The following is a 20,385-nucleotide window of genomic DNA, read 5'->3' as shown; positions in this document are numbered from 1 at the left end:
AATGACTGGCGAATACGGACTGAAGCGGCACTTCAACGGTGACGCCGCCCGCCTCATCGGCGGTAAGATCCGCGACTTTCACCCGACCTTCGATGTCGACGGCTACGCCACCGAGGTGGAACGGCGCATTCCCGGAAAGGAACTGAAGGACCGGGTCCTCGTCCTGGCCGAGGGGCTGCGCAGCCGGCTGCCGGAGGACTACGTCGAGAGCGTGAAGATCCTGCTGGCCATCCTCGGCGACGAACTCGCCGAGGGTGAGGGGATGTTCAACGTGAGCTGGTACCTCATGCCGGTGGCCCGGTTCGTGGAGGAGTGGGGACTGGACCACCCCGAGGTGTCCCTGGACGCCCTGGCCGAGATCACCAAGCGGCACACCGCGGAGTACGCCGTCCGCCCCTACGTCGAGCGGCACTACGAGCTGACCATGGCGCGGATGGCGGACTGGGCCCGCGACCCCAGCCACAACCTGCGTCGGGCGGCCAGCGAGGGCATCCGTCCCCGGCTGCCCTGGGCCCGGACGCTGACCAGGTTCGTCAAGGACCCGCAGCCGGTGCTGGAGATCCTCGAACCGCTGCGCAGCGACCCGTCGGAGTACGTCCGCAAGTCGGTGGCGAACAACCTCAACGACATCGCCAAGGACTCGCCCGACATCGCGCTGGCCACCGTGCTGCGCTGGTCCCAGGAGAGCCGTACCCCGGAGACCGCCTGGATCGTCAAGCACGCCCTGCGCACCCTGGTGAAGCAGGGCAACCCGGAGGCCCTGGCGATCGTCGGGGTGACCGGCGGCGAGCACATCCGGGTGTCGTCGCTGCGGCTGAGTCCGCGCGAGCTGACCCTCGGTGACTCGACCACGCTCCGCTTCGAGATCGAGAACACCGACCGGCGTCGGCACACGGTGGCCGTCGACTACGTGGTGCACCACGTCCGGAAGAACGGCCAGAGCATCCCGAAGGTCTTCAAGCTCACCACCCTCGACCTCGCGCCCGGTGAGCGGCGGACGGTGGAGAAGGCCCACCCCGTCCGAGAGGTCTCCACCCGACGCTACTACCCCGGGGAGCACCTGGTGGACATCCAGGTCAACGGCCAGATCCTGGCCACGGACAGATTCGACCTACGGCTGTGAGCCGCCGGCACCTGCTCGTCGCGGACCAGCCCGTGCTGCGTGACCACCGGATCGGTGGCACCCCGGTGCTGGCCGCGGCGGCCCAGATCGATCACCTGCTCGCCGCCTGCGAGGCGGCGCAGCCGGGCGGCAGTTGGCGGCTGGAACAGGTCGCGTTCCTCGCCCCGCTGCGTGTCGAACCCGGCGCGCCGGTCGAGATCGAGACCGTGCTGACCACGGACGGGGAGTGCACCCTCGGCTCCCGGCCGGCGGACGCGGTCACCCCGACCCCGCACAGCCGGGCCCGCGCGGTCCGCAGCCCGCTGGCCCCGCCGCACTACCTGGACCTGGCCGAGCTGCGGGCCGGCTGCGCCGACGAGGTACCCCTGTCGGTGGTGGCCGACTGGCGGCGGGCCAGCGGCATCGAGTACGGCCCCACCTTCCAGGTGATCCGCAGCGTGCACCGGGGACCGGACCGGATGGTGGCGTTGCTGCGCGCGCCCGAGCAGCCCGGCGAACCGGCGATGGTGCCGCCGCCGTTGCTGGACAGTGTCTTCCAACTGTTGGGGCTGCTCGACGCGGGTGCCTCCGGTGGCTGTCTGCCCTGGTACGTGGGGCGGATCGACGTCCGGCGGCGGATCTCGGGCACCGTCGTGGCCCTGGTGGAGCGGACCGGGTCCGGCGGTGCGGTACGTGGCCGGGCCACCGTCTGCAACCAGCAGGGCGAGGTGCTGCTCGAACTCGACCGGATCGTCCTCAAGGGCGCGACCCCGACCGACCCCGCCGGCCGTACCAGGTCGACCCCGACCGATCCGGCCGGCCGTACCACCCCGGCTGATCCGGCGGAAAGTACCCGGTCGACGCCGGCCGGTGGCCGGTCGGTGCCGGCCGGGTCGGTCACCGCCCTGACCTGGGCGGCCACCGAACCCACCCCGGAGCCGGCTCCCGACGGCGGCCCGATCTGGCTGGTCACCCGGGAGGCGGTGGGCACCGACCCGGTCGACGGCCTGGTCCGGCTCGACCCGGCGGACCTGACCACGGATCGGGTGGACGAGCTGCGGGCCGGGGCCCGGCCCGCCGAGGTGGTGTACGTCGCGCCCCGGGACGTCACCGACCCGGCCACCGCGACCGGTTTCCTTCAGGGGGTGTTCACCCTGCTGCGGCGGCTCGCCGGGCAGCCGCCGCTGCCGGCGGTCACCATCGTCACCAACGCCGCCCAGCAGCTGACCCCGGACGAGCCGGTGGAGCCGGCCCAGGCCGCGCTCTGGGGACTGGCCCGGACGCTGCGGATCGAGCACCCGCAGACCCGGGTCCGGCTGGTGGACGTCGGGCTCGACGGTACGGCCGAACCGCCCACCCTGGACGAACTCCGGCACCAGCAGCCGGAACTGGCCTGGCGGGACGGCACCTGGTACGCCCCGACGGTGACACCGGTCGACGGCACCGGCACCGGGGAGCCGCGCCGGATCGCCGGTGGCCGGTTCCTGATCACCGGTGGCCTGGGCGGGATCGGGCTGCACGTGGCCGAACACCTGGCCGGGGCGGGCTGCGCCCACCTGACCCTGGTGGGCCGGACCGTACCTTCCGAGGGGCCCACCCGGGACCGGCTGGACCGCCTCGCGGATGCCTGTGAGCTGCGGATCCTCGGCGTCGACGTGCGGACCCTGGCCGAGGTGCCGCACGAACGCTACGACGGCGTGTTCCATGCCGCCGGGGTGCTCCGCGACGGCCTGGTCCGCAGCCTCACCGCCGACCGGATCGACGAGGTGTACGCCCCGAAGCTCGGCGGGGTGCACGCGCTCGACGCCGCGTTCCCCGACGCGGCCCGGCCCGGGTTCGTGGTGCTGTTCTCCTCCGTCTCGGCGGTGTACGGCAACCTCGGCCAGGGCTCGTACGGCAGCGCCAACGCCTACCTGGACGGGTACGCGGCCCGTCGTCGGGCGGCCGGCGAGTCCTGGTACAGCCTCGGTTGGGGGCTGTGGCGGGTCGGCATGGGCGAGCCGATCGCCGACGCCGCCGCCGCGCGGGGCGTGCCGGCGCTCACCGCCGACGAGGGTGTCGCGCTGCTGCGGCACGTCCTCGACCTGCCGCCCGCCAACTACGTCCTGTCCGCAGTCCGTGAACCGAAGGACGCACCGATGACCCCTGTGAGCAGCGTCGAGGCCCGGCTGTGGCCGGCCCTGTCGGCGATCCTGAAGAAGACCCTGCACGTCGCGGAGGTGTCGCCGCAGGACAACCTGCTGGAGCTGGGCCTGGACTCGATGATGGCGGTCGAGGTGTCGGCCGCGCTGGCCGCCGAGGGGCTCGACGTGGACCCGGCGACGTTCTTCGACCACGCCGACGTGGACGCCCTGCTGCGCCACCTGGAGCAGCAGCCGCGCCAGGCCGCCGCCACCCCGGACGGCGTTTCGCCGGCTCCGGTCGCGCCGGCCCCAGTCGCGGTGGCCCCAGTCGCGGTGGCCCCGGTGGTGCCGGCCGCGGTGGCGCCCGCGCGGCCGGTCGCCCCGGTCCCCGTCGAGCGGCCGGTACCGGCCGCCGTCGGCCAGCCCGAGACGCCCGCGTTCGTCCCCGACTGGGACCGGTTCCGGGCGGTCGACTCGGCCGCTCCGCCGGACCGGTACGCCGCCTCGTCCCGGGCCGGCACCGTCCCGGCATCCCGACCGGCGACAGCGGGACCGGCCCCGGTGACCCGGCCGGCCGCGCCGAACGGCCACCACCCCGCCCCGAACGGGCACGCTCCGGCCGCGCCGAACGGGCACCGACCGGCACCGGCGCTGACCGGTCCCGCGCCGACGACCGGCCGACCGGTCGATCCGTTCGGGCCGTCGGCCGGCGGTGCCGGGGTGCCCCGCCGGACCCTGCCCGGCCGGCTCGGCGACCGGCCGGACGGTTCCTTCCTGGATCGCCGGATCGACGCGCTGTCCGTGGACGACCGGCAGGTCATCGCCCAGGACGGCTACTTCTACGAGCCGGTGATCGAGGAGAGCAAGGGGGCGTGGATCAAGTTCGACGGCCGCTGGTTCCTCAACTTCGCCTCGTACAGCTATCTCGGCCTGATCGGCCACGACTACATCGACCACCAGGCGCAGCGGGCCCTGGAGAAGCACGGCACCGGCGCGCACGGCGTACGGCTGCTCGCCGGCACCCTGCACCTGCACCGGGAGCTGGAACTGGCGATCGCCCGGTTCCTCGGCACCGAGGACGCCATCGTCTACACCAGCGGCTACATGGCCAACGTGGCGACCGTCGGCGCGCTGGTCGGCCCGGGTGACGTGGTCATCGGGGACGTCTACAACCACGCCAGCATCCTGGACGGGTACCGGCTCTCCGGCGCGAAGGTCATCACGTACGCGCACAACGACCTGGCCGACCTGGAGCGGGCGCTGCGCAAGGCCGGCGACGCCGGCCGGCTGGTCGTCACCGACGCGGTGTTCAGCATGGACGGTGACGTCGCCGACCTGCCCGGGATCCTGGAGCTGTGCGAGCGGTACGACGCGCCGCTGATGGTCGACGAGGCGCACAGCCTCGGTGTGCTGGGCGCGACCGGCCGGGGCATCACCGAGCACTTCGGCATCGACCCGAACCGGGTGCCGGTGAAGATGGGCACCCTGTCCAAGACGGTGCCGAGCACCGGGGGCTACGTCGCCGGCTCGGCCGACCTGATCTTCGCGCTGAAGAACAACGCCCGGGGCTGGATGTTCTCCGCCGCCGGCACCCCGATGCAGGTGGCGGCCGCCCGCGCCGCCATCGAGGTGATCAGCGCCGCCCCGAACCTCCCCGACGACCTGCGGGCCCTCACCGATCGGTACCGCGCGCAACTGCGTGGTCTCGGTTTCGACACCCTGGCCAGCGAGACCCCGGTGGTGCCGATCATCTGCGCCAGCTCCGAGCAGGCCCAGGAGATGGCCCGGCTCTGCCAACAGGAGGGCATCTTCGTCCAACCCATCGTGTACCCCACCGTGCCGAAGGCGCTGCCGCGCCTGCGGACCATCGTCAACCTCAGCCACTCCGCAGACGACCTGGACCAGGCCGTCGCCGTCTTCGCCAAGGCCGGCCGGCAGGTCGGGCTCATCGCCTGAGCACACCGGTCGGGGCTGGACACTCCGGAGGTACCCGTCGGGTCCGTCGCCGCAGGGCACGCCCGACGGGCCCCGGGGTGCCCGCAACCGCATCAGCCGCGCCGCCGGCCCGCGCACGCCGGGGCGCGTGTCATCCCGTCGAGAGGAGACCGCAGTGAGTGACGTCGACAGCAGGGCCTTCTTCGGTGCCGTCCTGAAGGCCATCGCGTGTACCCGGAACCACAACGCCGACGAGACCGGCTACGCCGAGGGCGTACTGGCTCCGGCGACCCGGATCCGGGAGTTCGAGAAGGAGGTCGGCGAACGGGGACTCACCCCGGCCGAGATCGAGCAGGTGCTGGGCTGGCTCGACTCGACGTTCCGGACCAAGCAGACACCCGCCGAGGAACGGGAGTACTACCTGGGGAAGATCGCCGAGGTGTCCGGGCTGGCCCGGCTGCCGGAGAACGTCGGCGTCTGACCTGCCGCGCGCCCGGGCGTCGTCGCCGACGACGCCGGGCGCGTCCGCCCCGCCCGTCGAGCACCGAGGACACCCACCATGTCGAACCTCGCCTGGTACAGCCACGAGCTGTGCTTCTGGCACGACCCCGGCCAGGGCTCCGGATACCTGCCGGTCGGGCCGGGCATCGAGCCGCTGCGCCAGTTCGCGGTGGACCCGGACCTGCGTCGGGCCGAGGGTCTGGTCCGGCTGTCCGGGCTGCTGGACCTCTACACCCGGGTCACCCCGACCCCGGCCACCGACGACGACCTGCGGCTGGTGCACACCGCCGCGCACATCGACCGGGTCGAGGCCGCGTCCGCCCTCGGCGCGGGGGACGCCGGGGTGTACGCGCACGTCAACCACCACAGCGCCGAGGCCGCCCGGCTGGCCGTCGGGGCCTGCGTCCAGGCCACCACCGCCGTACTCGACGGCCGCTTCGACCGCGCCTACTGTCTGGTCCGCCCGCCCGGCCACCACGCCGAACCGGACCGGGCGATGGCCCTGTGCCTCTACAACAACGTGGCGGTGGCCGCGCGGGCGGCGCAACGGCACGGGGTACGCCGGGTGCTGGTGCTGGACTGGGACGTGCACCACGGCAACGGCATCCAGCGCGCCTTCTACGACGACCCGGACGTGCTGTACGTCTCCATCCACCAGGAGGGGCTCTTCCCGCCCGCGTCCGGGCTGGTCACCGAGACCGGCACCGGCCCCGGCACCGGGTACACGCTCAACGTGCCGCTGCCGGCCGGCGCCGGCCACGAGGCGTACCTGGCCGCGCTCAGCCGGCTGGTGGAGCCGGCGGCGCGGGCCTTCGCGCCGGAGCTGATCCTGGTCGCGGCCGGGGTGGACGCCAGCGGGCACGACCCGATGGGCCGGATGATGTGCACCAGCCGCACCTTCCACGCGATGACCGTCCGGATGTGCGCGCTGGCCGAGGAACTCTGCGGCGGGCGGATCGTCCTGGCCCACGAGGGCGGCTACTCGGCCTGGTACCAGCCGACCCTGGTGATGGCCGTGGCCGCCGCGCTCGCCGGCCGGCCCGAGCCACCCGACCCGTTCCTGCACTCCCTGGAACACCTGCCGGGGCAGCGGCTGCGCCCGCACCAGGCCCGGGTGCTCGACCACCTCGCCACGCACCACCCGCTGCTGGCCGGGGGAGGACCGGGATGACCGGGAACTGGCTGCTGCGGGTGGGTCCGCCCGGTGGACCCGGCACGCCGTGGGGGCGGGTGGTGGCGCTGCCGCACGCCGGTGGCTGGCCGTCCGCGTTCCGGGCCTGGCGGCGGGTGCTGCCCGCCGGGGTGGAACTGCTCGTCGGGCAGCTGCCCGGCCGGGGCCTACGGGCCGGCGAGCCGCCGCTGCACCGGGTGGAACCGTTGGTCGAGGGGCTCGCGCACGCGGTGGCCGAGCTGGAGCCGCTGCCGTACGCGGTGGTCGGGCACAGCTTCGGCAGCGTGCTCGGCTACGAGCTGACCCGGGAACTGGAACGCAAGGGGCTGCCACCCGAGCTGCTGGCGGTGTCGGCCCGCCAACCGCCCTGCTTCCCCAGCGAACCGCCGTTCGGGCACCTGCGGACCGACGCGGAGATGCTCGACCACCTGGTGGAGATCGGCGGGGTCACCCCCGAGCTGCTGCACCGTACCGACCTGGTGCGGTCCGCGTTGACCGCGATCCGCGCCGACCTGGAGGCGATGGAGACCTACCAGCGACCGCCGAGCGGCACGGGCGTGCCGATCCTGTCCCTGGGCGCCACGGACGACCCGATCGTGGTCGCCGACCGGCTCGCCCTGTGGTCGCTGGAGACCACCGGCCCGTTCCGCCGCCGCATGTTCACCGGCGGCCACTTCTACCTGTACGACCCGACCACCGCCGCGACCGTCGCCGCGGACCTGGTCGCCGCGCTCGCCCCGGCGGCCGGGCACCCGCCCGGTGGGCACCCCGACCACGGCACAACCCAGTAACCCGGAAGGAAAGACCTTGGGAACCACCCTGGAAGCACCCCACCGCGCGGGCCCGCGCGAGTGGCTCGGCCTCGCCGTGCTGGCGCTGCCGACGCTGCTGCTCTCCATCGACCTGAGCGTGCTGCACCTCGCGGTGCCGCACATCAGCGAGAGTCTGCTGCCCAGCGCCCCGCAGATGCTGTGGATCATCGACATCTACGGCTTCATGATCGCCGGTTTCCTGGTGACCATGGGCACCCTGGGCGACCGGATCGGCCGCCGTCGGCTGCTGCTGATCGGTGCCGCCGCCTTCGGGGTCGCCTCGGTGGCCGCCGCGTACGCCGACGACCCGGTGCTGCTGATCGCCGCCCGTGCCGCGCTCGGTGTCGCCGGGGCCACCCTGATGCCGTCCACCCTGGCGCTGATCAGCAACATGTTCCGCGACCCGCAGCAGCGGGGCGTGGCGATCGGCATCTGGGTCACCATGTTCTCCGTCGGGGTGGCGCTCGGCCCGGTCGTCGGCGGCGCGATGCTGGAATGGTTCTGGTGGGGGTCGGTCTTCCTGCTCGGCGTACCGATCATGGCGGTGCTGCTGATCGCCGGTCCCCGGCTGCTGCCCGAGTACCGCGACCCGGACGCCGGCAAGCTCGACCTGACCAGCGTGCTGCTCTCGCTGGCCGCGATCCTGCCGGTCATCTACGGCCTCAAGGAACTCGCCAAGGACGCCTCCCCGGTGGTGCCGGTGCTCACCATCGTGGTCGGCCTGGCCATCGGGGTGGTCTTCGCCCGCCGGCAGCGCACCCTGGACAGCCCACTGATCGACCTGCGGCTGTTCCGGCACCGCACGCTGAGCACCGCCCTGGTGGCGATGCTGTTCAGCATGCTCATCGCCGGCGGCACGTACCTGTTCGTCACCCAGTACCTCCAGCTCGTGGTGGGCCTGTCGCCGCTGAAGGCCGGCCTGTGGCTGCTGCCGGCGGCGTTCGCGCTGATCGTCACCTCCGTGCTCGCCCCGGTGCTGGCCGCGAAGATCGCCCCGGCGCACGTGGTCGCCGCCGGTCTGGCCATCTCGGCCGTCGGCCACCTGATGCTGGCCCTGATCCCCAGCGAGGGTGGGCTCACCCAGCTCGTCGTCGGGTTCATGCTGGTGTACGCCGGTGGCGGTCCGCTGATCGCCCTCGGCACCGACATCGTGGTCGGCTCGGCCCCGCCCGAGCAGGCCGGTTCCGCCGCGGCGGTCTCCGAGACCAGCACCGAGCTGGGCATGGCCCTCGGCGTGGCGATCCTCGGCACCATCGGCAGCATCGTCTACCGCAGCGGGGTGGACGTGCCGGCGGGCACCGCCGACGGGTCGGCGGCCGCCGACACCCTGGCCGGCGCGGTCACCGTCGCCGGGCAGCTTCCGGCCGACGCGGCGAACGCCCTGCTCACCTCGGCCCGGGACGCCTTCACCGGCGGGCTGAACGTGGTCGCCACGATCGCCACCACGATCACCGTGCTGCTCGCGGTGGCGGTGGTGGCGCTGGTCCGTACCCCCCGGGACGAGGGCCCGGACGCGGCCGACGTGCCGGCGACCGACGCGCCGGCCGAGGAGCCGGTGCCGGCGAAGTCCGCGTAACACCGGCCGACCCGCCCCACAGCTGCGGCGCCCGACCTCGACTCCCCCAGGACAGGTCGGGCGCCGCCCCGGTGCCCACCCCGACGTACCGGCCCGGCGGGTCCGCCGCGCCGTCGGTTGGGCCCGCGCGACTGCCGGCCCGGCCCGTCAGCCGGTGTGCACGTGCGGTCGCCGGGAGCGGTCGGGTTCCTGCTGGCGCAGGATCTCCTGGACGACCGAGGCGATCTCGCCCTGCCCGAAGGCCAGGTACCGCAGGAAGTTGCCGGCCGGGTTCCCCTCGGACCAGTCGACGTAGAGGTGCGGCCGCCGCCGGGTCAGGTCCCGCACGTGCAGCAGCAGCGCGGCCAGCGCGTTCGGCACCGACGAACTCGCCGTCCGCAGCACCGGGTAGCGGCCGTGCCGGAGCGTACCGGTCACCCGTAGCTCCGTCTCGAAGTCCGACGGGTCGGTCACGGTCACCTCGACGAGGACCAGGTCGGCGTCGGAGGGCAGATCGTTGTCCCGGACGACCTGGGCCAGCTTGGCGCGGTACTCTTCGGCGTCGCCGCGTTCCGGTTCGTGGGCCACCAGCCGGAGCCGGTCCGCCCGTTCGGTGACGAACCGTCGGGCGGTGGGGTCCAGGTCGACCGTGCCGACCCGCAGCTCGAACGCCCGGAACAGCCGCGACAGCAGGGACACTCCGATGATGCCGGCGATGAAGCAGGTGGCGATCTTCACGCCGTCCGGGCGTTGCGCGACGTTCGCGCCGGTGGTGTAGACGAAGACCACCGTGATCACCCCGAAGGCGACCGCCCGGCCGCGCTGGCGGTCGCGTCGCGCGGCCAGGGTCACCGCGACGGCCGCCGAGGTGATCAGGACGAGCACACCGGTGGCGTACGCGCCGCCCTGCGCGTCCACGCTCGCGGAGAACAGCACGGTGATGAGCGCCGCCACCGCGGTGAACACCAGCACCAGCGGGCGTACCGCCCGGGCCCACGCCGGCGCCATGCCGTACCGCGGCAGGTAGCGGGGGACGAGGTTGAGCAGGCCGGCCATGGCCGATGCCCCGGCGAACGCCAGCACCGCGATGGTGGACAGGTCGTAGACCGTCCCGAAGACCGGGCCGAGGTGGGCGTGGGCCAGGTACGCCAGGGCCCGTCCGTTGGCCGCGCCGCCGGCCCGGAACGCGTCGGCCGGGATGAGCACGGTGGTGGCGACGCTGCTGGCGACCAGGAAGACGCTCATGGTGACGGCGGCCGTGGTGAGCAGCCGACGGGCGCCCCGGATCCGCCCGGTCGGACGCTGCTCCGTGTCGTCGTGGCCGCCCCGGATGTGCGGCATCACCGCGACCCCGGTCTCGAAGCCGGACAGGCCCAACGCGAGCTTGGGGAACACCAGCAGCGCGAGGCCGACCGCCAACAGCGGGTCACCGTGGCGGGCGGTCAGCGCGCCGCTCCAGCCGCTGACCAGGCCCGGTTCGCTGGCGACCAGCCAGAGGGCGTCCACCAGCACCACCGCGTTCAACGTCAGGTAGGTGCCGACCAGTACGACGGCGATCCCGATGGCCTCGCCGAAGCCCCGGAGGAACACCGCGCCCAGCAGCGCCACCAGCGCCAGGGTGACCGCCACCCGGTGGCCCTGCAGAGCGGCCGGCCAGAACGGGTTCTGGTCGAGGTGGGCGGTGGCGTCGGCGGCGGAGAGGGTGATGGTGATGATGAAGTCGGTCGCGGCGAAGCCGAGCAGCACCAGGACCAGCAGCTTGCCCGGCCAGAAGCTGAGCAGCCGGACCAGCATGGCGATCGAGCCCTCGCCGTGCGGGCTGTCCCGCGCCACCCGCCGGTACACCGGCAGCGCCCCGAACAGGGTGACCAGGACCAGCACCAGCGTGGCGACCGGGGAGAGCGCCCCGGCGGCCAGCGCCGCGATGCCCGGCTGGTAGCCGAGGGTGGAGAAGTAGTCCACGCCGGTCAGGCACATGACCTTCCACCAGGCGTGGTGCCGGCGTCCGGTTTCCCGGGGGTACGGGCCCTGCGGCTGGGCGGGCCGGGTGGGGTCGGACAGCAGCCAGGCCCGCAGCCGGCCACCCCGGCCGCCCGCGCTGGTCATGCGTCATCCTCCGCCGTGGTCGTCCTCTCCGCTGCGGTCGTCCTCCCGGCTGGCATTCCGCCCATGCCGCCCCCGCCACCCGGTGATCCGGACATTAGCCGACAAACCGTCCGGGCGTGGCCGGCTGCCGGACGGGCCGGGAGACCGGGCCGGGGGAGACGCCGACCACCACCCCCTTGAAATCCCATTCTTTCGGTAGGAATATCGATCCATGCTGGTCGCGCGACTGCTCACCTCGCGTCGGGTCGTGGACCTGATGCGGGTCGCCTCGCAGCTCTGTTCCGTACCGGGTGCCCCGGCCTGACCGGTCGGCGAACGCCGCGGTCCGACCCCTGGTCCGGCCGCCCCCGCTGGCCGACACCGCCGCCGGCCCTCGGCCCCGTCACCCTGTTCTTCCCCGACGTCACGTTCCGACCGCCCGGTGAGGAGCCACCCATGACCACCGCTGCGCCCACGTCCTTCGTCCGGGACTGGCAGGAGTGGCGTCGCCGACGCGACGCCCAGCTGGCCGCACCGCACGGCTTCCTCGCCGTCACCGGCCTGCACTGGCTCACGTCCACGCCGCACCGCCTGCCCGACGCGCCGGGGGAGTGGCAGACCGGCCCCGCCGGGGTGGTCGTCACCCTGTCCGCCGGAGAGGAGATCGTGGTGGCCGACCGTCCGGTGCGCCACCGGTACGAGTTCGGCCCGATCTCCGAACGCGGCGGGGTCACCGTCGGCGTCGAGGGCGGGGTGGTCGAGGTGGCCCGCCGGGGCGGGCGGGACGTCGTCCGGCCCCGGCGACCGGACCACCCGCTCCGCACCGGGTACCGGGGCACCCCGACGTACCCGCCGGACCCGCGCTGGGTCCGGGACGGCCGGTTCGTGCCGTACGAGCCGCCCCGACCGACCAGTGTCGGCGCGACCGTCGAGGGGCTCGAGCACGTCTACCACGCCCTGGGCCGGGTCGGGTTCGAGGTGGACGGGCTGCCGCTGAGCCTGACCGTGTTCGAGGGCCTGGCCCCCGGTCTGGGGCTGTCCATCCTGTTCACCGACGCCACCTCGGGCGTCACCACGTACCCGGCGAACCGGTGGCTGGCGGTCGACCCGCCGGGCCCGGACGGCCGGGTGACCCTGGACTTTAACCGGGCGGTCAACCTGCCCTGCGCGTACACCGACTTCGCCACCTGCCCGCTGCCCCCGCCGGAGAACCGGCTGCCGGTCGCGGTCGAGGCCGGCGAGCAGATCCCGTACGAGCGGCAGCCGACCCTGCCCGCACCGGCCGGCCGGGGCTCCGGGGAGGAGAGCGCATGATCCCGCCCGCCGACGTGCCGGTGCCGGCGGACGCCGACGTGTCATTGCCGGCGGACGCCGACGTGGACGCGTTGCGTGCCCTGCTGCGCCACCAGGCCAGCACCGTCACCGTGGTCACCGCGCCGGGTCCGCCGCCGGTCGGCTTCACCGCCACCTCGTTCACCTCGGTGTCGCTGGATCCGCCGATCGTGTCGTTCTGCCTGCGTCTCGGCTCCTCCAGTTGGCCCACCGTGGCCCGGGCCCGGCACGTGGCGGTACACCTGCTCGCCCACCACCAGCGGGACCTGGCCCGGACCTTCGCCACCAGCGGCCTGGACCGGTTCGCCGCGCCCACCGGGTGGCGGACCGGTCCGGAGGGGGTGCCGATCCTCGACGACACCCTGGCCTGGCTGGTCTGCCGGGTGGTGGACCGGGTGGCGGTCGGCGACCACGCCATCGTGCTGGCCGAACCGGAGCTGCTCCGGCACGCCGACGTGGGCTCACCGCTGCTCTACCACCGGGGCCGGTACGCCGGCCTGCCGGACACCGACCCCACGTCCCGGCGCGCGGCCTGACCGACGGCGACCCACCGTCCGGTCCGTGCCCCGCCGGCCCGACCGTGCCCCGGCCCGTCCGGCGGCCCGCGGTTCCGCCCGTGCCCCGGCCGACGGCGGCCCGCCGTCCCGTGCCCGTGCCCGGTCTCAGCACCAGCCGTTGACCGGGCCGTTCACGCCGGTCCACAGGTACGCGTCGCTGATCCAGCTGCCGTCGGTCAGCCGGTTCCACAGGGCCGTCGCGCCCCACCGGCCGGTGTGCGTGGTGCCGTTGGCGGAGCAGGCGATCGACACCGTGGCCCCGTCGGCGACCGAGCCGACCACGCCGTACCCGGTGCCGGGGCCGGACCGCCGGTTGACCGTGCCGCCGCCGACGCTGTCCACGACGCCCTGGGTGAACCCGAGCGCGCCGTGGTTGTAGAGCGTTCCACCCACGTTCACCTGCGCCGAGCCGTGCAGCGCGGAGCCCTGGTACGTGCCGCCGCCGTTCGCCAGCACCCACTTGCCGAGGTCGTGCCCGGCGATCGGCACGTACGCGTTGTTCTGCCGCAGGCCGAAGTGCACGTGCCGGCCGCTTGCGGAGCCGCCGCAGGTGACGTCGGTGCCGGTGTCGCCGAGGTACGCGCCCTCACCCACGCCCGCCCCGTTGACGCTGATGCTGTTCCACAGGTGGTAGTAGTCGGTGGCGTAGCCGCGGTCGTGGATGACCCGGATCCAGCCCCGGCACATGGTGTAGGCGGTGCCGCCCCGGGCGGCGAGCACCCGCTGGTCACCGCCGGCCAGGTCGATGGAACTCCACGGCGAGTCGCTGCCGCCCCAGCCGTGCGGCCCGCCGGTGTACGACCACGACTGCCCGACGCCGTACGGCAGCCGCATGCCGGTGCGGTAGTCACCGCCGGCGTACGTCGGGGCCGGCGGACTGGTGAACACGGCCCGTTCCCGGCTGGACAGCACCGAGGTCGGGGCGTGCCGGGCCAGGTCGGCGAAGGCGGCCTCGCCGTCGAACGCGACCCGCCAGCCGGTGCGGTCCCGGTGCGCGAGGAACACCCAGCCGGCCGGGTACGCGCCCTCCTCGCGCGGGGCCACCACGACGGCGGTGCCGGTCGCCCAGGTCCGGCCGTCGCGTCGGCTGACGGTGACCCGGGTGTCGTCCGGTCCGGCGGCGCGCAGGGCCGGGTGGCCGGTGGCGGCCTGGTCGAGAAGGCGGGCGGTCACCGCCGGTACGACGTCGACGGCCGGAGCCGCGGCGACGGGGCTGGCGGTGCCGGGGCTGGCGGTGGTGGCGGCCGCGGTGGTGGCGGTGGTGGTGGCGGCCGCGGTGGCGAGGACGGCCACTGCGGACAGCGTGACCAGGCAGCGCCTTCCTCGGGCATGACGTGGGGACACGGCACCTCCAGACATACATCAACGTCGATCAGTCCTGAGGTGTGGACGGTAGCCGGCGATCCGGGTCCTGTCCATTGCGGTTTCGTCGCCGGCCTCTGGCGGGCGGGCGGCCGAGCGGGCACTCTGGACGCCGGAAGCCGGCTACCACGGAAGGGTGGGCACCATGCGGATCACCGTCGACCAGGACAGGTGCTGCGGGTCCGGGCAGTGCGCGCTGGCCGCGCCGGACGTGTTCGACCAGCGTGACGAGGACGGTGTGGTGGTGCTCCTGAACCCGTCGCCCGCCGCCGAACGGCTCGCCGACGTCACCGACGCCGCGGCGGTCTGCCCGGCGTCGGCGATCACTGTAGAGCCCTGAGCCCGACCGGCCGGCCGACGGGACCGGCTACCCGAGCCGCCCCTACCAGGTGACCGGTAGCTCGTACAGGCCGTAGACGGCTCCGTCGTCCTTGAAGGGCAGTCGGTCGACCGGCGTCGCCAGCCGCAGGCCCGGCACCCGGGCCAGCAGGGTGTCGAAGACGATCTGCAACTCCAGCCGGGCCAGGTTCTGCCCCAGACACTGGTGTACGCCGAAACCGAAGCTGAGGTGGTGCCGGCCACCCCGGGTCAGGTCCAGCCGGTCGCCGTCGGGGAAGGCGGCCGGGTCGCGGTTGGCCGCGTTGCCCAGCGTGACGACGCCTTCCCCGGCCCGGATCAGCACCCCGCCGATCTCCACGTCCGTCACCGCCACCCGGGCCACCACCAGCTCCGCGATGGTGAAGTAGCGCAGCAGCTCCTCCACCGCCTTCGGGGTCAGCGTGGGGTCGGCCCGGATCGCGGCGAGCTGGTCGGGGTGTTCCAGCAGGCTCAGCACCCCGAGCGAGATCATGTTCGCGGTCGTCTCGTGCCCGGCGACCAGGAGCAGGAAGCCGAGGCTGACCACGTCCTCGAGGTCGCCGCCGCGCGCCAACTGCCGGCTGAGCAGGTCGTCGCCCGGGGTGGCCGCCTTGCCGGAGACCAGGTCGAGCAGGTACCGCTGCAGGTCCTGGGCGGCGGCGAAGCGCTGCTCGTTGGTGGCGGTGCGGCGCAGCATCCGGGCGGTGCGGTCCTGGAAGAAGTCGTGGTCGGTGTACGGCACGCCGAGCAGGTCGCAGATGATCAGCGAGGGCACCGGCAGCGCCAGCGCCTGGACCAGGTCGACCGGCCGGGGGCCGGCGAGCAGCGCGTCGACGTGCTCGTCGACGACCTGCTGGATCCGCGGGCCCAGCGCGGCCACCCGCCGTACGGTGAACTCGCCGGTGACGGCCCGCCGGGCCGGACCGTGGTCCGGGGGGTCCAGCTCGATCAACGACGGCCGGGACCGCTCCAGCCGGGGCAGGTCGGGGGCGTGGAACGGGTGGCCGGGGTGCCGCCGGTCGGTGCTGAACCGGGGGTCGGTCAGCATGGTCCGGATGTCCGCGTGCCGGCTCAGCGCCCAGACCTCCCGGCCGGTGGACAGGGTCACCCGGGCGACCGGCTCCTCTTCCCGGAGTCGGACGTGCTCGGCGGGCGGCGCGAAGGGGCAGGTACGGGTGAACGGAAGCTCGGGAGCCGTCATCGATCCATCCCATCGTGAACGGTCAAGGTCAAGTGGACGATCTGTCTCCGGTTTCCCCGCACGGTAACCCGAGCGGGGGAGGCACGTCCACAGTGCTCTCCGGGACAATCCCGGCCATGACACATCCCACGGAACACCGGTTGCGTGCGGACGCGCGCCGCAACCGGGACCAGATCATCGCCGCCGCCCGGACCGTCTTCGTGACCGCCGGTACCGACGTGCCGATGGAGGAGATCGCCCGGCGGGCCGGGGTCGGTGTGGGTACCCTCTACCGCCGCTTCCCCGATCGCGGGGCGCTGGTCCGGGCGGTGGCCCGGGAGACCCTCGCCGCCGTCCAGCGGGACGCCCGGACCGCCGTCGCCGAGGAGCCCACCGCCTGGGCCGCGTTCGCCCGGCTGGTCACCGGCTGCCCGGGCGTCCGGCTGACCGTCCGGCTGGCCGCCCGGTCCGGACCGTCCTGGACGGCCGCCCAGGAGGACCCGGAGGTCGCCCGGCTCCGGTCGGAGTGCCTCGCCCTGCTCGACGAGATCGTGCACGCCGCCCAGGCCGAGGGGACGCTGCGCCCGGACGTGGACGCCGCAGATGTCGCCAGGCTGCTGGCCCTGCTGTTCCGGGAGGACCCCGGTGACTCCGGCGTGGTGTCCGAGCGGATCGTCGGGCTGGTGCTGGACGGCTTGCGGGCCGGCCCGGTCAGCGGGTCAGCTGCAGATGCCGGTCGATCATCGCGTTGGTCTGGTTGGGCACCTCCAGCTGGACGAAGTGCCCGGACCCCACGGTGAGGCCGTAGTCGGCCTGCGGGGCCAGCTCGATCAGCCGGGCCCGGTCGGCGAACGGGGCGTTGCTGCCGATGTAGAGCAGCGGACGGTCCCAGCGGGTCAGGGCCGCCACGTCCCCCTCCGCGCCGACGTACGCGGCCAGCCCGGCGATCGGCTCGTACGCGACCTCGGTGGTGGGCCGGGCCATCTCGCGGACCACCCACTCGACCAGGCGCGGGTCGGAGCGGGGCAGGAAGTACGACCGGACGATGGACTCCCGGACCGTGCCCGAGGTGTCGGTCCGCAGCGACTCGGCGACCTGGGCGATGGCCTCGGCGGAACCGGGCGCCCCGGCCACCGCGGAGTCGAGCATGACCAGCCCGGTGAACCGGTCCCGGTCACCGGCGGCGGCCTCCAGCGACCAGACCCCGCCGAGGCTGTGCCCGATCACCACCACCCGCCGTAGGTCGAGCGCGGCGGCCAGGGCCCGGAGCCGGGCGGCCAACTGGGCCACGCCGTAGCCCTCCGGCGGCGGTGGGCTCTCGCCGTGGCCGGGCATGTCGACGGCGATCACCCGGGCGTGCCGGCCGGCGAGGTGGCCGGCGATCGGCTCCATGAACCCGTGGTGGCAGCACCAGCCGTGCACCAGGAGGTACGTCTCGGGTCCGCCGTGGCCGTACGTCCAGTAGCGCATCCCCGCAGCGGTCTGCCGGTGTGCCATCGCGATCCTCCCGCAGGTCACCCGGGTGGTGTCCCGGTCGTTCCACTGAAGCGCGGTCAGCGCCGGCGCTCGTAGCGTAATCTCTCTTTCGCGGCATTATCTCCCTTTTGCGACGTCGAGCGAAAGGGGTAGGCCGGCGCGCGACGACAGGGGCCTGGCGGTGAGTGAGCTACTCGACGAGTTCTTCGCCGGGCTGGAGGAGGCCGCCGCCGGGCGGTTGCCCGCACCACCGCGCGGTACGATCCAGTTCACCTTCGTCGGCACCGACACCCACCCCGCCACCTGGTTCGTCCGCCTCGAATCCGGCCGGGTCGTGGTGGCCCGGACCGGCGCGGACGCCGACTGCGTGGTCGAGATGCGCCCGGAGACCTTCGAGCGGCTGCTCGCCGGCGCCGACAACGTCGTGTCGATGCTGTTCCGGGGGGTCGTCTCGGTCGAGGGCGACCTCTCGCTGTTCCTGATCTTCCGACGGCTGCTCCCGATCGAGGCGGACAGCGCCAACCCCGAACCGGTCACCGACGTCTCCCGCACCGCCGAACGGTTCCGGACCGACATCCACGAGTCCGCCAGCATCTTCTACGGCAACCTGTTCATGATCAGCGACCGGCACGGGGACATCGCCCCGGAACCCACCCCGCTCGGCCTGTTCTTCTTCGACACCCGGTTCCTGTCCACCTGGCGGTTGACCGTCGACGGGGAACGACTGGCGGTGCTCTCGATCGACGACATCAGCTCCGCCGAGGCGAAGTTCGCGCTGGTACCCGGACAGCCCACGCACTACGTCAACGCCACAACCTCGGTTCTGCGGCACCGGTGGGTGGCGCAGACCTTCGAGGAGGAACTGACCCTGTTCAACTTCGCGCCGGAGCCGCTGTGCTACACCGTCCGGCTCGACGTCGGGGCCGACTTCGCCGAGGTGCAGGAGATCCGCGACGGATACCAGCGGGACCGGCAGGTGTCCACCACCATCGACGAGCGGTCCCTGCGGCTGCACTACCGGCGGGAGACCCTGCACCGGGAGACGGTGATCTCCGCCAGCGAACCGGCCGACATCGACGGGAGCGGCCTGACGTTCACCGTCACCGTCGCGCCGCACGGCACCTGGTCCACCCGGCTCCGGGTGCTGACCCTGGTCCGCGACCTGCGCCGGCGTGACCTGCGGGAACGACTGGAGAGCTCGACCGGCCGGTCCCGGGCCGAGGCCAGCCGGGAGGTCGAACAGACCATCGCCGGCATGCCCCGGCTGCGCTCCGACCACGAGCCGCTCAGCATTGCCTACGACCGCAGCGTGCGGGACCTCGCCGCGCTGACCTACCAGGGACTCAACTTCCGGGAACGGCTGCCCGCGACCGGGCTGCCCTGGTCGATGACGTTGCTGGCCCGGGAGAGCCTGATCAGTTGCCTTCAGGTGCTGCCCTTCCTGCCGCAGCGGGCGCTGAGCACGCTGCGGATCCTGGCGCTCAGCCAGGGGGTGCGGGTCGACCCGTTCCGGGGCGAGCAGCCCGGCCGGATCGTCCAGGAGAGCCGGTACGGCGAGTCGGCCGCCTTCAACGACGCCCCCGACTCCGCCGCCTTCTCCGCCGTCGACACCACGCCGCTCTTCGTCGTCCTGCTCGACGAGTACGAGCGCTGGACCGGCGACGACACCCTGGTGCGTACCTACGAGTTCCAGGCCCGCGCCGCGCTCGCCTGGATCGACGAGTACGCCGGCCGGGCCGGCGACGGCTACGTCTGGTCCACCTGCCGGCAGACCCGGACCGGCCCGGCCAACGAGACCTGGCGCAGCTCGGTACACGGGATCTGCTTCTCCGACGGCCGGCTCGCCACCTTCCCGCAGGCGATCTGCGAGACCCAGGGGTACGTCTACGACGCCAAACGGCGGGCCGCCCGGCTGGCCCGGTCGTTCTGGGGTGATCCCGGCTACGCCGACCAACTGGAACGGGAGGCCGCCGCGCTGCGTGAGCGGTTCGACCGGGACTTCTGGCTGCCCGACCGGGGGCGGTACGCGCTGGCGTTGCAGTCCGACCGCACGCCGGTCGACGGGCTCGCCTCCAACCTCGGGCACCTGCTCTGGAGCGGCATCGTGGCACCCGAACGGGCCGGGAGCGTGGTCCGCCACCTGACCGGTCCGGCCCTCTGGTCCGGCTGGGGTGTGCGGACCCTGGCCAGCACCGAGTTCCAGTTCAACCCGCTGGGCCACCACACCGGGGCGATCTGGCCGGCTGACAACTCGCTGATCGCCTGGGGCCTGCGCCGGTACGGCTTCAAGCAGGAGGCCGCCCGGATCGCGTCCGCGCTGCTCGAGGCGGGCCAGCACTTCCAGGGCCGGCTGCCGGCGCTGTTCGCCGGCTACGACCGGGCCCGGACCCGGGTGCCGGTGCCGCACCGGTTCACCGACAGCCCGTACGCCCCGTCGGCCGGCGCGACCCTGCTGTTGCTGCGTACCCTGCTCGGTCTCGAACCGTACGAGAACCACCTGGGTATCGACGCCGGCGTCCCGGAGGAACTGGGCCAGATCGAGCTGCTCGACATCCGGGGCCGCTGGGGGTACGCCGACGCCCTCGGTCGAGGCCGGCCCATCTCGGACCGTCCCCCGTCCTGACCGCGCCGACGCTGCCGAAATCCGGCGACGCTCCCTAAGAAGTCGCCGGAAGAAAAGTCGCCGAAACCGGTAATGCGGATGCCGTAGCCCCGTCTGTTCATCCGACGGGCCGTGGGCACGGCCCGGTCCGGGCCGTCCGGCGTCCACCAGCGCCGGACGTCGTACCGCGTGGGGTGACCGTCGGAGCCGGGCCGCCGGTCACCGCCACCGTCCG

15 protein-coding genes are annotated in these 20,385 nt (G+C 73.6%); 11 read left to right on the top strand and 4 right to left on the bottom strand.

The annotated features are described in order from the left end of the window. Window position 1: 1 nt before the first annotated feature. The 6 genes from PVK37_RS24310 (at window position 2) to PVK37_RS24285 (ending at window position 9,220) form a co-directional block, all read left to right on the top strand. Window positions 2-1,123: a DNA alkylation repair protein gene (locus tag PVK37_RS24310; protein ID WP_275030119.1), complete on the top strand. Its 1,122-nt coding sequence runs from the start codon at window positions 2-4 to the stop codon at window positions 1,121-1,123. Next, the gene (locus PVK37_RS24305) at window positions 1,120-5,181 is read left to right on the top strand and encodes an aminotransferase class I/II-fold pyridoxal phosphate-dependent enzyme (RefSeq protein WP_275030118.1); all 4,062 of its coding nucleotides are present in this window, start codon (window positions 1,120-1,122) and stop codon (window positions 5,179-5,181) included. Before PVK37_RS24310 ends, PVK37_RS24305 begins: the two co-directional genes overlap by 4 nt. A 154-nt stretch (window positions 5,182-5,335) precedes the next feature. Next, a complete protein-coding gene (locus tag PVK37_RS24300) occupies window positions 5,336-5,641 on the top strand; it encodes a hypothetical protein (protein WP_275030117.1) in 306 nt (101 codons plus the stop codon). Window positions 5,642-5,719: 78 nt separating this feature from the next. Then, a complete protein-coding gene (locus PVK37_RS24295) occupies window positions 5,720-6,832 on the top strand; it encodes a class II histone deacetylase (RefSeq protein ID WP_275030116.1) in 1,113 nt (370 codons plus the stop codon). Beyond that, window positions 6,829-7,623, top strand: coding sequence for a thioesterase II family protein (locus tag PVK37_RS24290; RefSeq protein ID WP_275030115.1), 795 nt, complete (start codon window positions 6,829-6,831; stop codon window positions 7,621-7,623). Before PVK37_RS24295 ends, PVK37_RS24290 begins: the two co-directional genes overlap by 4 nt. A gap of 16 nt (window positions 7,624-7,639) precedes the next feature. After that, window positions 7,640-9,220, top strand: a complete 1,581-nt coding sequence (locus PVK37_RS24285) for an MFS transporter (RefSeq protein WP_275030114.1) — start codon at window positions 7,640-7,642, stop codon at window positions 9,218-9,220. A gap of 147 nt (window positions 9,221-9,367) precedes the next feature. Here the strand turns inward: PVK37_RS24285 and PVK37_RS24280 are convergent, their stop codons facing one another. Further along, a complete protein-coding gene (locus PVK37_RS24280) occupies window positions 9,368-11,305 on the bottom strand; it encodes an APC family permease (protein WP_275030113.1) in 1,938 nt (645 codons plus the stop codon). A 435-nt stretch (window positions 11,306-11,740) separates the two neighbouring features. Between PVK37_RS24280 and PVK37_RS24275 the strand changes: the two genes are divergently transcribed. Both PVK37_RS24275 and PVK37_RS24270 read left to right on the top strand, forming a co-directional pair. Beyond that, window positions 11,741-12,598: a DUF1684 domain-containing protein gene (locus PVK37_RS24275; RefSeq protein ID WP_275030112.1), complete on the top strand. Its 858-nt coding sequence runs from the start codon at window positions 11,741-11,743 to the stop codon at window positions 12,596-12,598. After that, window positions 12,595-13,152, top strand: a complete 558-nt coding sequence (locus PVK37_RS24270; protein WP_275030111.1) for a flavin reductase family protein — start codon at window positions 12,595-12,597, stop codon at window positions 13,150-13,152. Before PVK37_RS24275 ends, PVK37_RS24270 begins: the two co-directional genes overlap by 4 nt. Before the next feature lie 126 nt (window positions 13,153-13,278). On the opposite strand, the gene PVK37_RS24265 is transcribed toward PVK37_RS24270, so the two are convergent. Further along, window positions 13,279-14,466, bottom strand: coding sequence for a peptidase M23 (locus PVK37_RS24265; RefSeq protein WP_275030110.1), 1,188 nt, complete (start codon window positions 14,464-14,466; stop codon window positions 13,279-13,281). A 214-nt stretch (window positions 14,467-14,680) separates the two neighbouring features. Here PVK37_RS24265 and PVK37_RS24260 point away from each other — a divergent pair, with 214 nt between their 5' ends. After that, entirely contained in the window at window positions 14,681-14,875 is a 195-nt protein-coding gene (locus PVK37_RS24260) for a ferredoxin (RefSeq protein ID WP_275030108.1), read from the top strand. A 42-nt stretch (window positions 14,876-14,917) separates the two neighbouring features. Here PVK37_RS24260 and PVK37_RS24255 read toward each other — a convergent pair whose 3' ends face one another. Beyond that, complete coding sequence (locus PVK37_RS24255; protein ID WP_275030106.1) at window positions 14,918-16,093, bottom strand: cytochrome P450; 1,176 nt, start codon at window positions 16,091-16,093, stop codon at window positions 14,918-14,920. Between the two features lie 116 nt (window positions 16,094-16,209). On the opposite strand from PVK37_RS24255, the gene PVK37_RS24250 reads away from it, so the two are divergent. Next, complete coding sequence (locus PVK37_RS24250; RefSeq protein ID WP_275030104.1) at window positions 16,210-16,872, top strand: TetR/AcrR family transcriptional regulator; 663 nt, start codon at window positions 16,210-16,212, stop codon at window positions 16,870-16,872. Here PVK37_RS24250 and PVK37_RS24245 read toward each other — a convergent pair. Further along, window positions 16,784-17,569: an alpha/beta fold hydrolase gene (locus PVK37_RS24245; RefSeq protein ID WP_275030101.1), complete on the bottom strand. Its 786-nt coding sequence runs from the start codon at window positions 17,567-17,569 to the stop codon at window positions 16,784-16,786. The two genes, PVK37_RS24250 and PVK37_RS24245, sit on opposite strands and share 89 nt — an antisense overlap. 160 nt (window positions 17,570-17,729) lie before the next feature. Here PVK37_RS24245 and PVK37_RS24240 point away from each other — a divergent pair, with 160 nt between their 5' ends. Beyond that, window positions 17,730-20,171 carry a glycogen debranching N-terminal domain-containing protein gene (locus tag PVK37_RS24240; RefSeq protein ID WP_275030100.1) on the top strand — a complete coding sequence of 814 codons (2,442 nt, stop codon included), beginning with the start codon at window positions 17,730-17,732 and terminating at the stop codon, window positions 20,169-20,171. Window positions 20,172-20,385: the final 214 nt, after the last annotated feature.

This window comes from Micromonospora cathayae (genome assembly GCF_028993575.1).
GTDB classification, from domain to species: Bacteria; Actinomycetota; Actinomycetes; order Mycobacteriales; family Micromonosporaceae; genus Micromonospora; species Micromonospora cathayae.
The sequence above is the reverse complement of the archived record's forward strand: the minus strand, read 5'-3'. Positions and strand labels throughout refer to the sequence as shown.

What these genes read in the sequence shown, in the direction of transcription:
- PVK37_RS24310 (WP_275030119.1), top strand. Translation starts at nt 2, where the DNA reads ATGACTGGCGAATACGGACTGAAGCGGCACTTCAACGGTGACGCCGCC.
- PVK37_RS24295 (WP_275030116.1), top strand. Translation starts at nt 5,720, where the DNA reads ATGTCGAACCTCGCCTGGTACAGCCACGAGCTGTGCTTCTGGCACGAC.
- PVK37_RS24290 (WP_275030115.1), top strand. Translation starts at nt 6,829, where the DNA reads ATGACCGGGAACTGGCTGCTGCGGGTGGGTCCGCCCGGTGGACCCGGC.
- PVK37_RS24280 (WP_275030113.1), bottom strand. Translation starts at nt 11,305, where the DNA reads ATGACCAGCGCGGGCGGCCGGGGTGGCCGGCTGCGGGCCTGGCTGCTG.
- PVK37_RS24275 (WP_275030112.1), top strand. Translation starts at nt 11,741, where the DNA reads ATGACCACCGCTGCGCCCACGTCCTTCGTCCGGGACTGGCAGGAGTGG.
- PVK37_RS24270 (WP_275030111.1), top strand. Translation starts at nt 12,595, where the DNA reads ATGATCCCGCCCGCCGACGTGCCGGTGCCGGCGGACGCCGACGTGTCA.
- PVK37_RS24260 (WP_275030108.1), top strand. Translation starts at nt 14,681, where the DNA reads ATGCGGATCACCGTCGACCAGGACAGGTGCTGCGGGTCCGGGCAGTGC.
- PVK37_RS24255 (WP_275030106.1), bottom strand. Translation starts at nt 16,093, where the DNA reads ATGACGGCTCCCGAGCTTCCGTTCACCCGTACCTGCCCCTTCGCGCCG.
- PVK37_RS24250 (WP_275030104.1), top strand. Translation starts at nt 16,210, where the DNA reads ATGACACATCCCACGGAACACCGGTTGCGTGCGGACGCGCGCCGCAAC.
- PVK37_RS24245 (WP_275030101.1), bottom strand. Translation starts at nt 17,569, where the DNA reads ATGGCACACCGGCAGACCGCTGCGGGGATGCGCTACTGGACGTACGGC.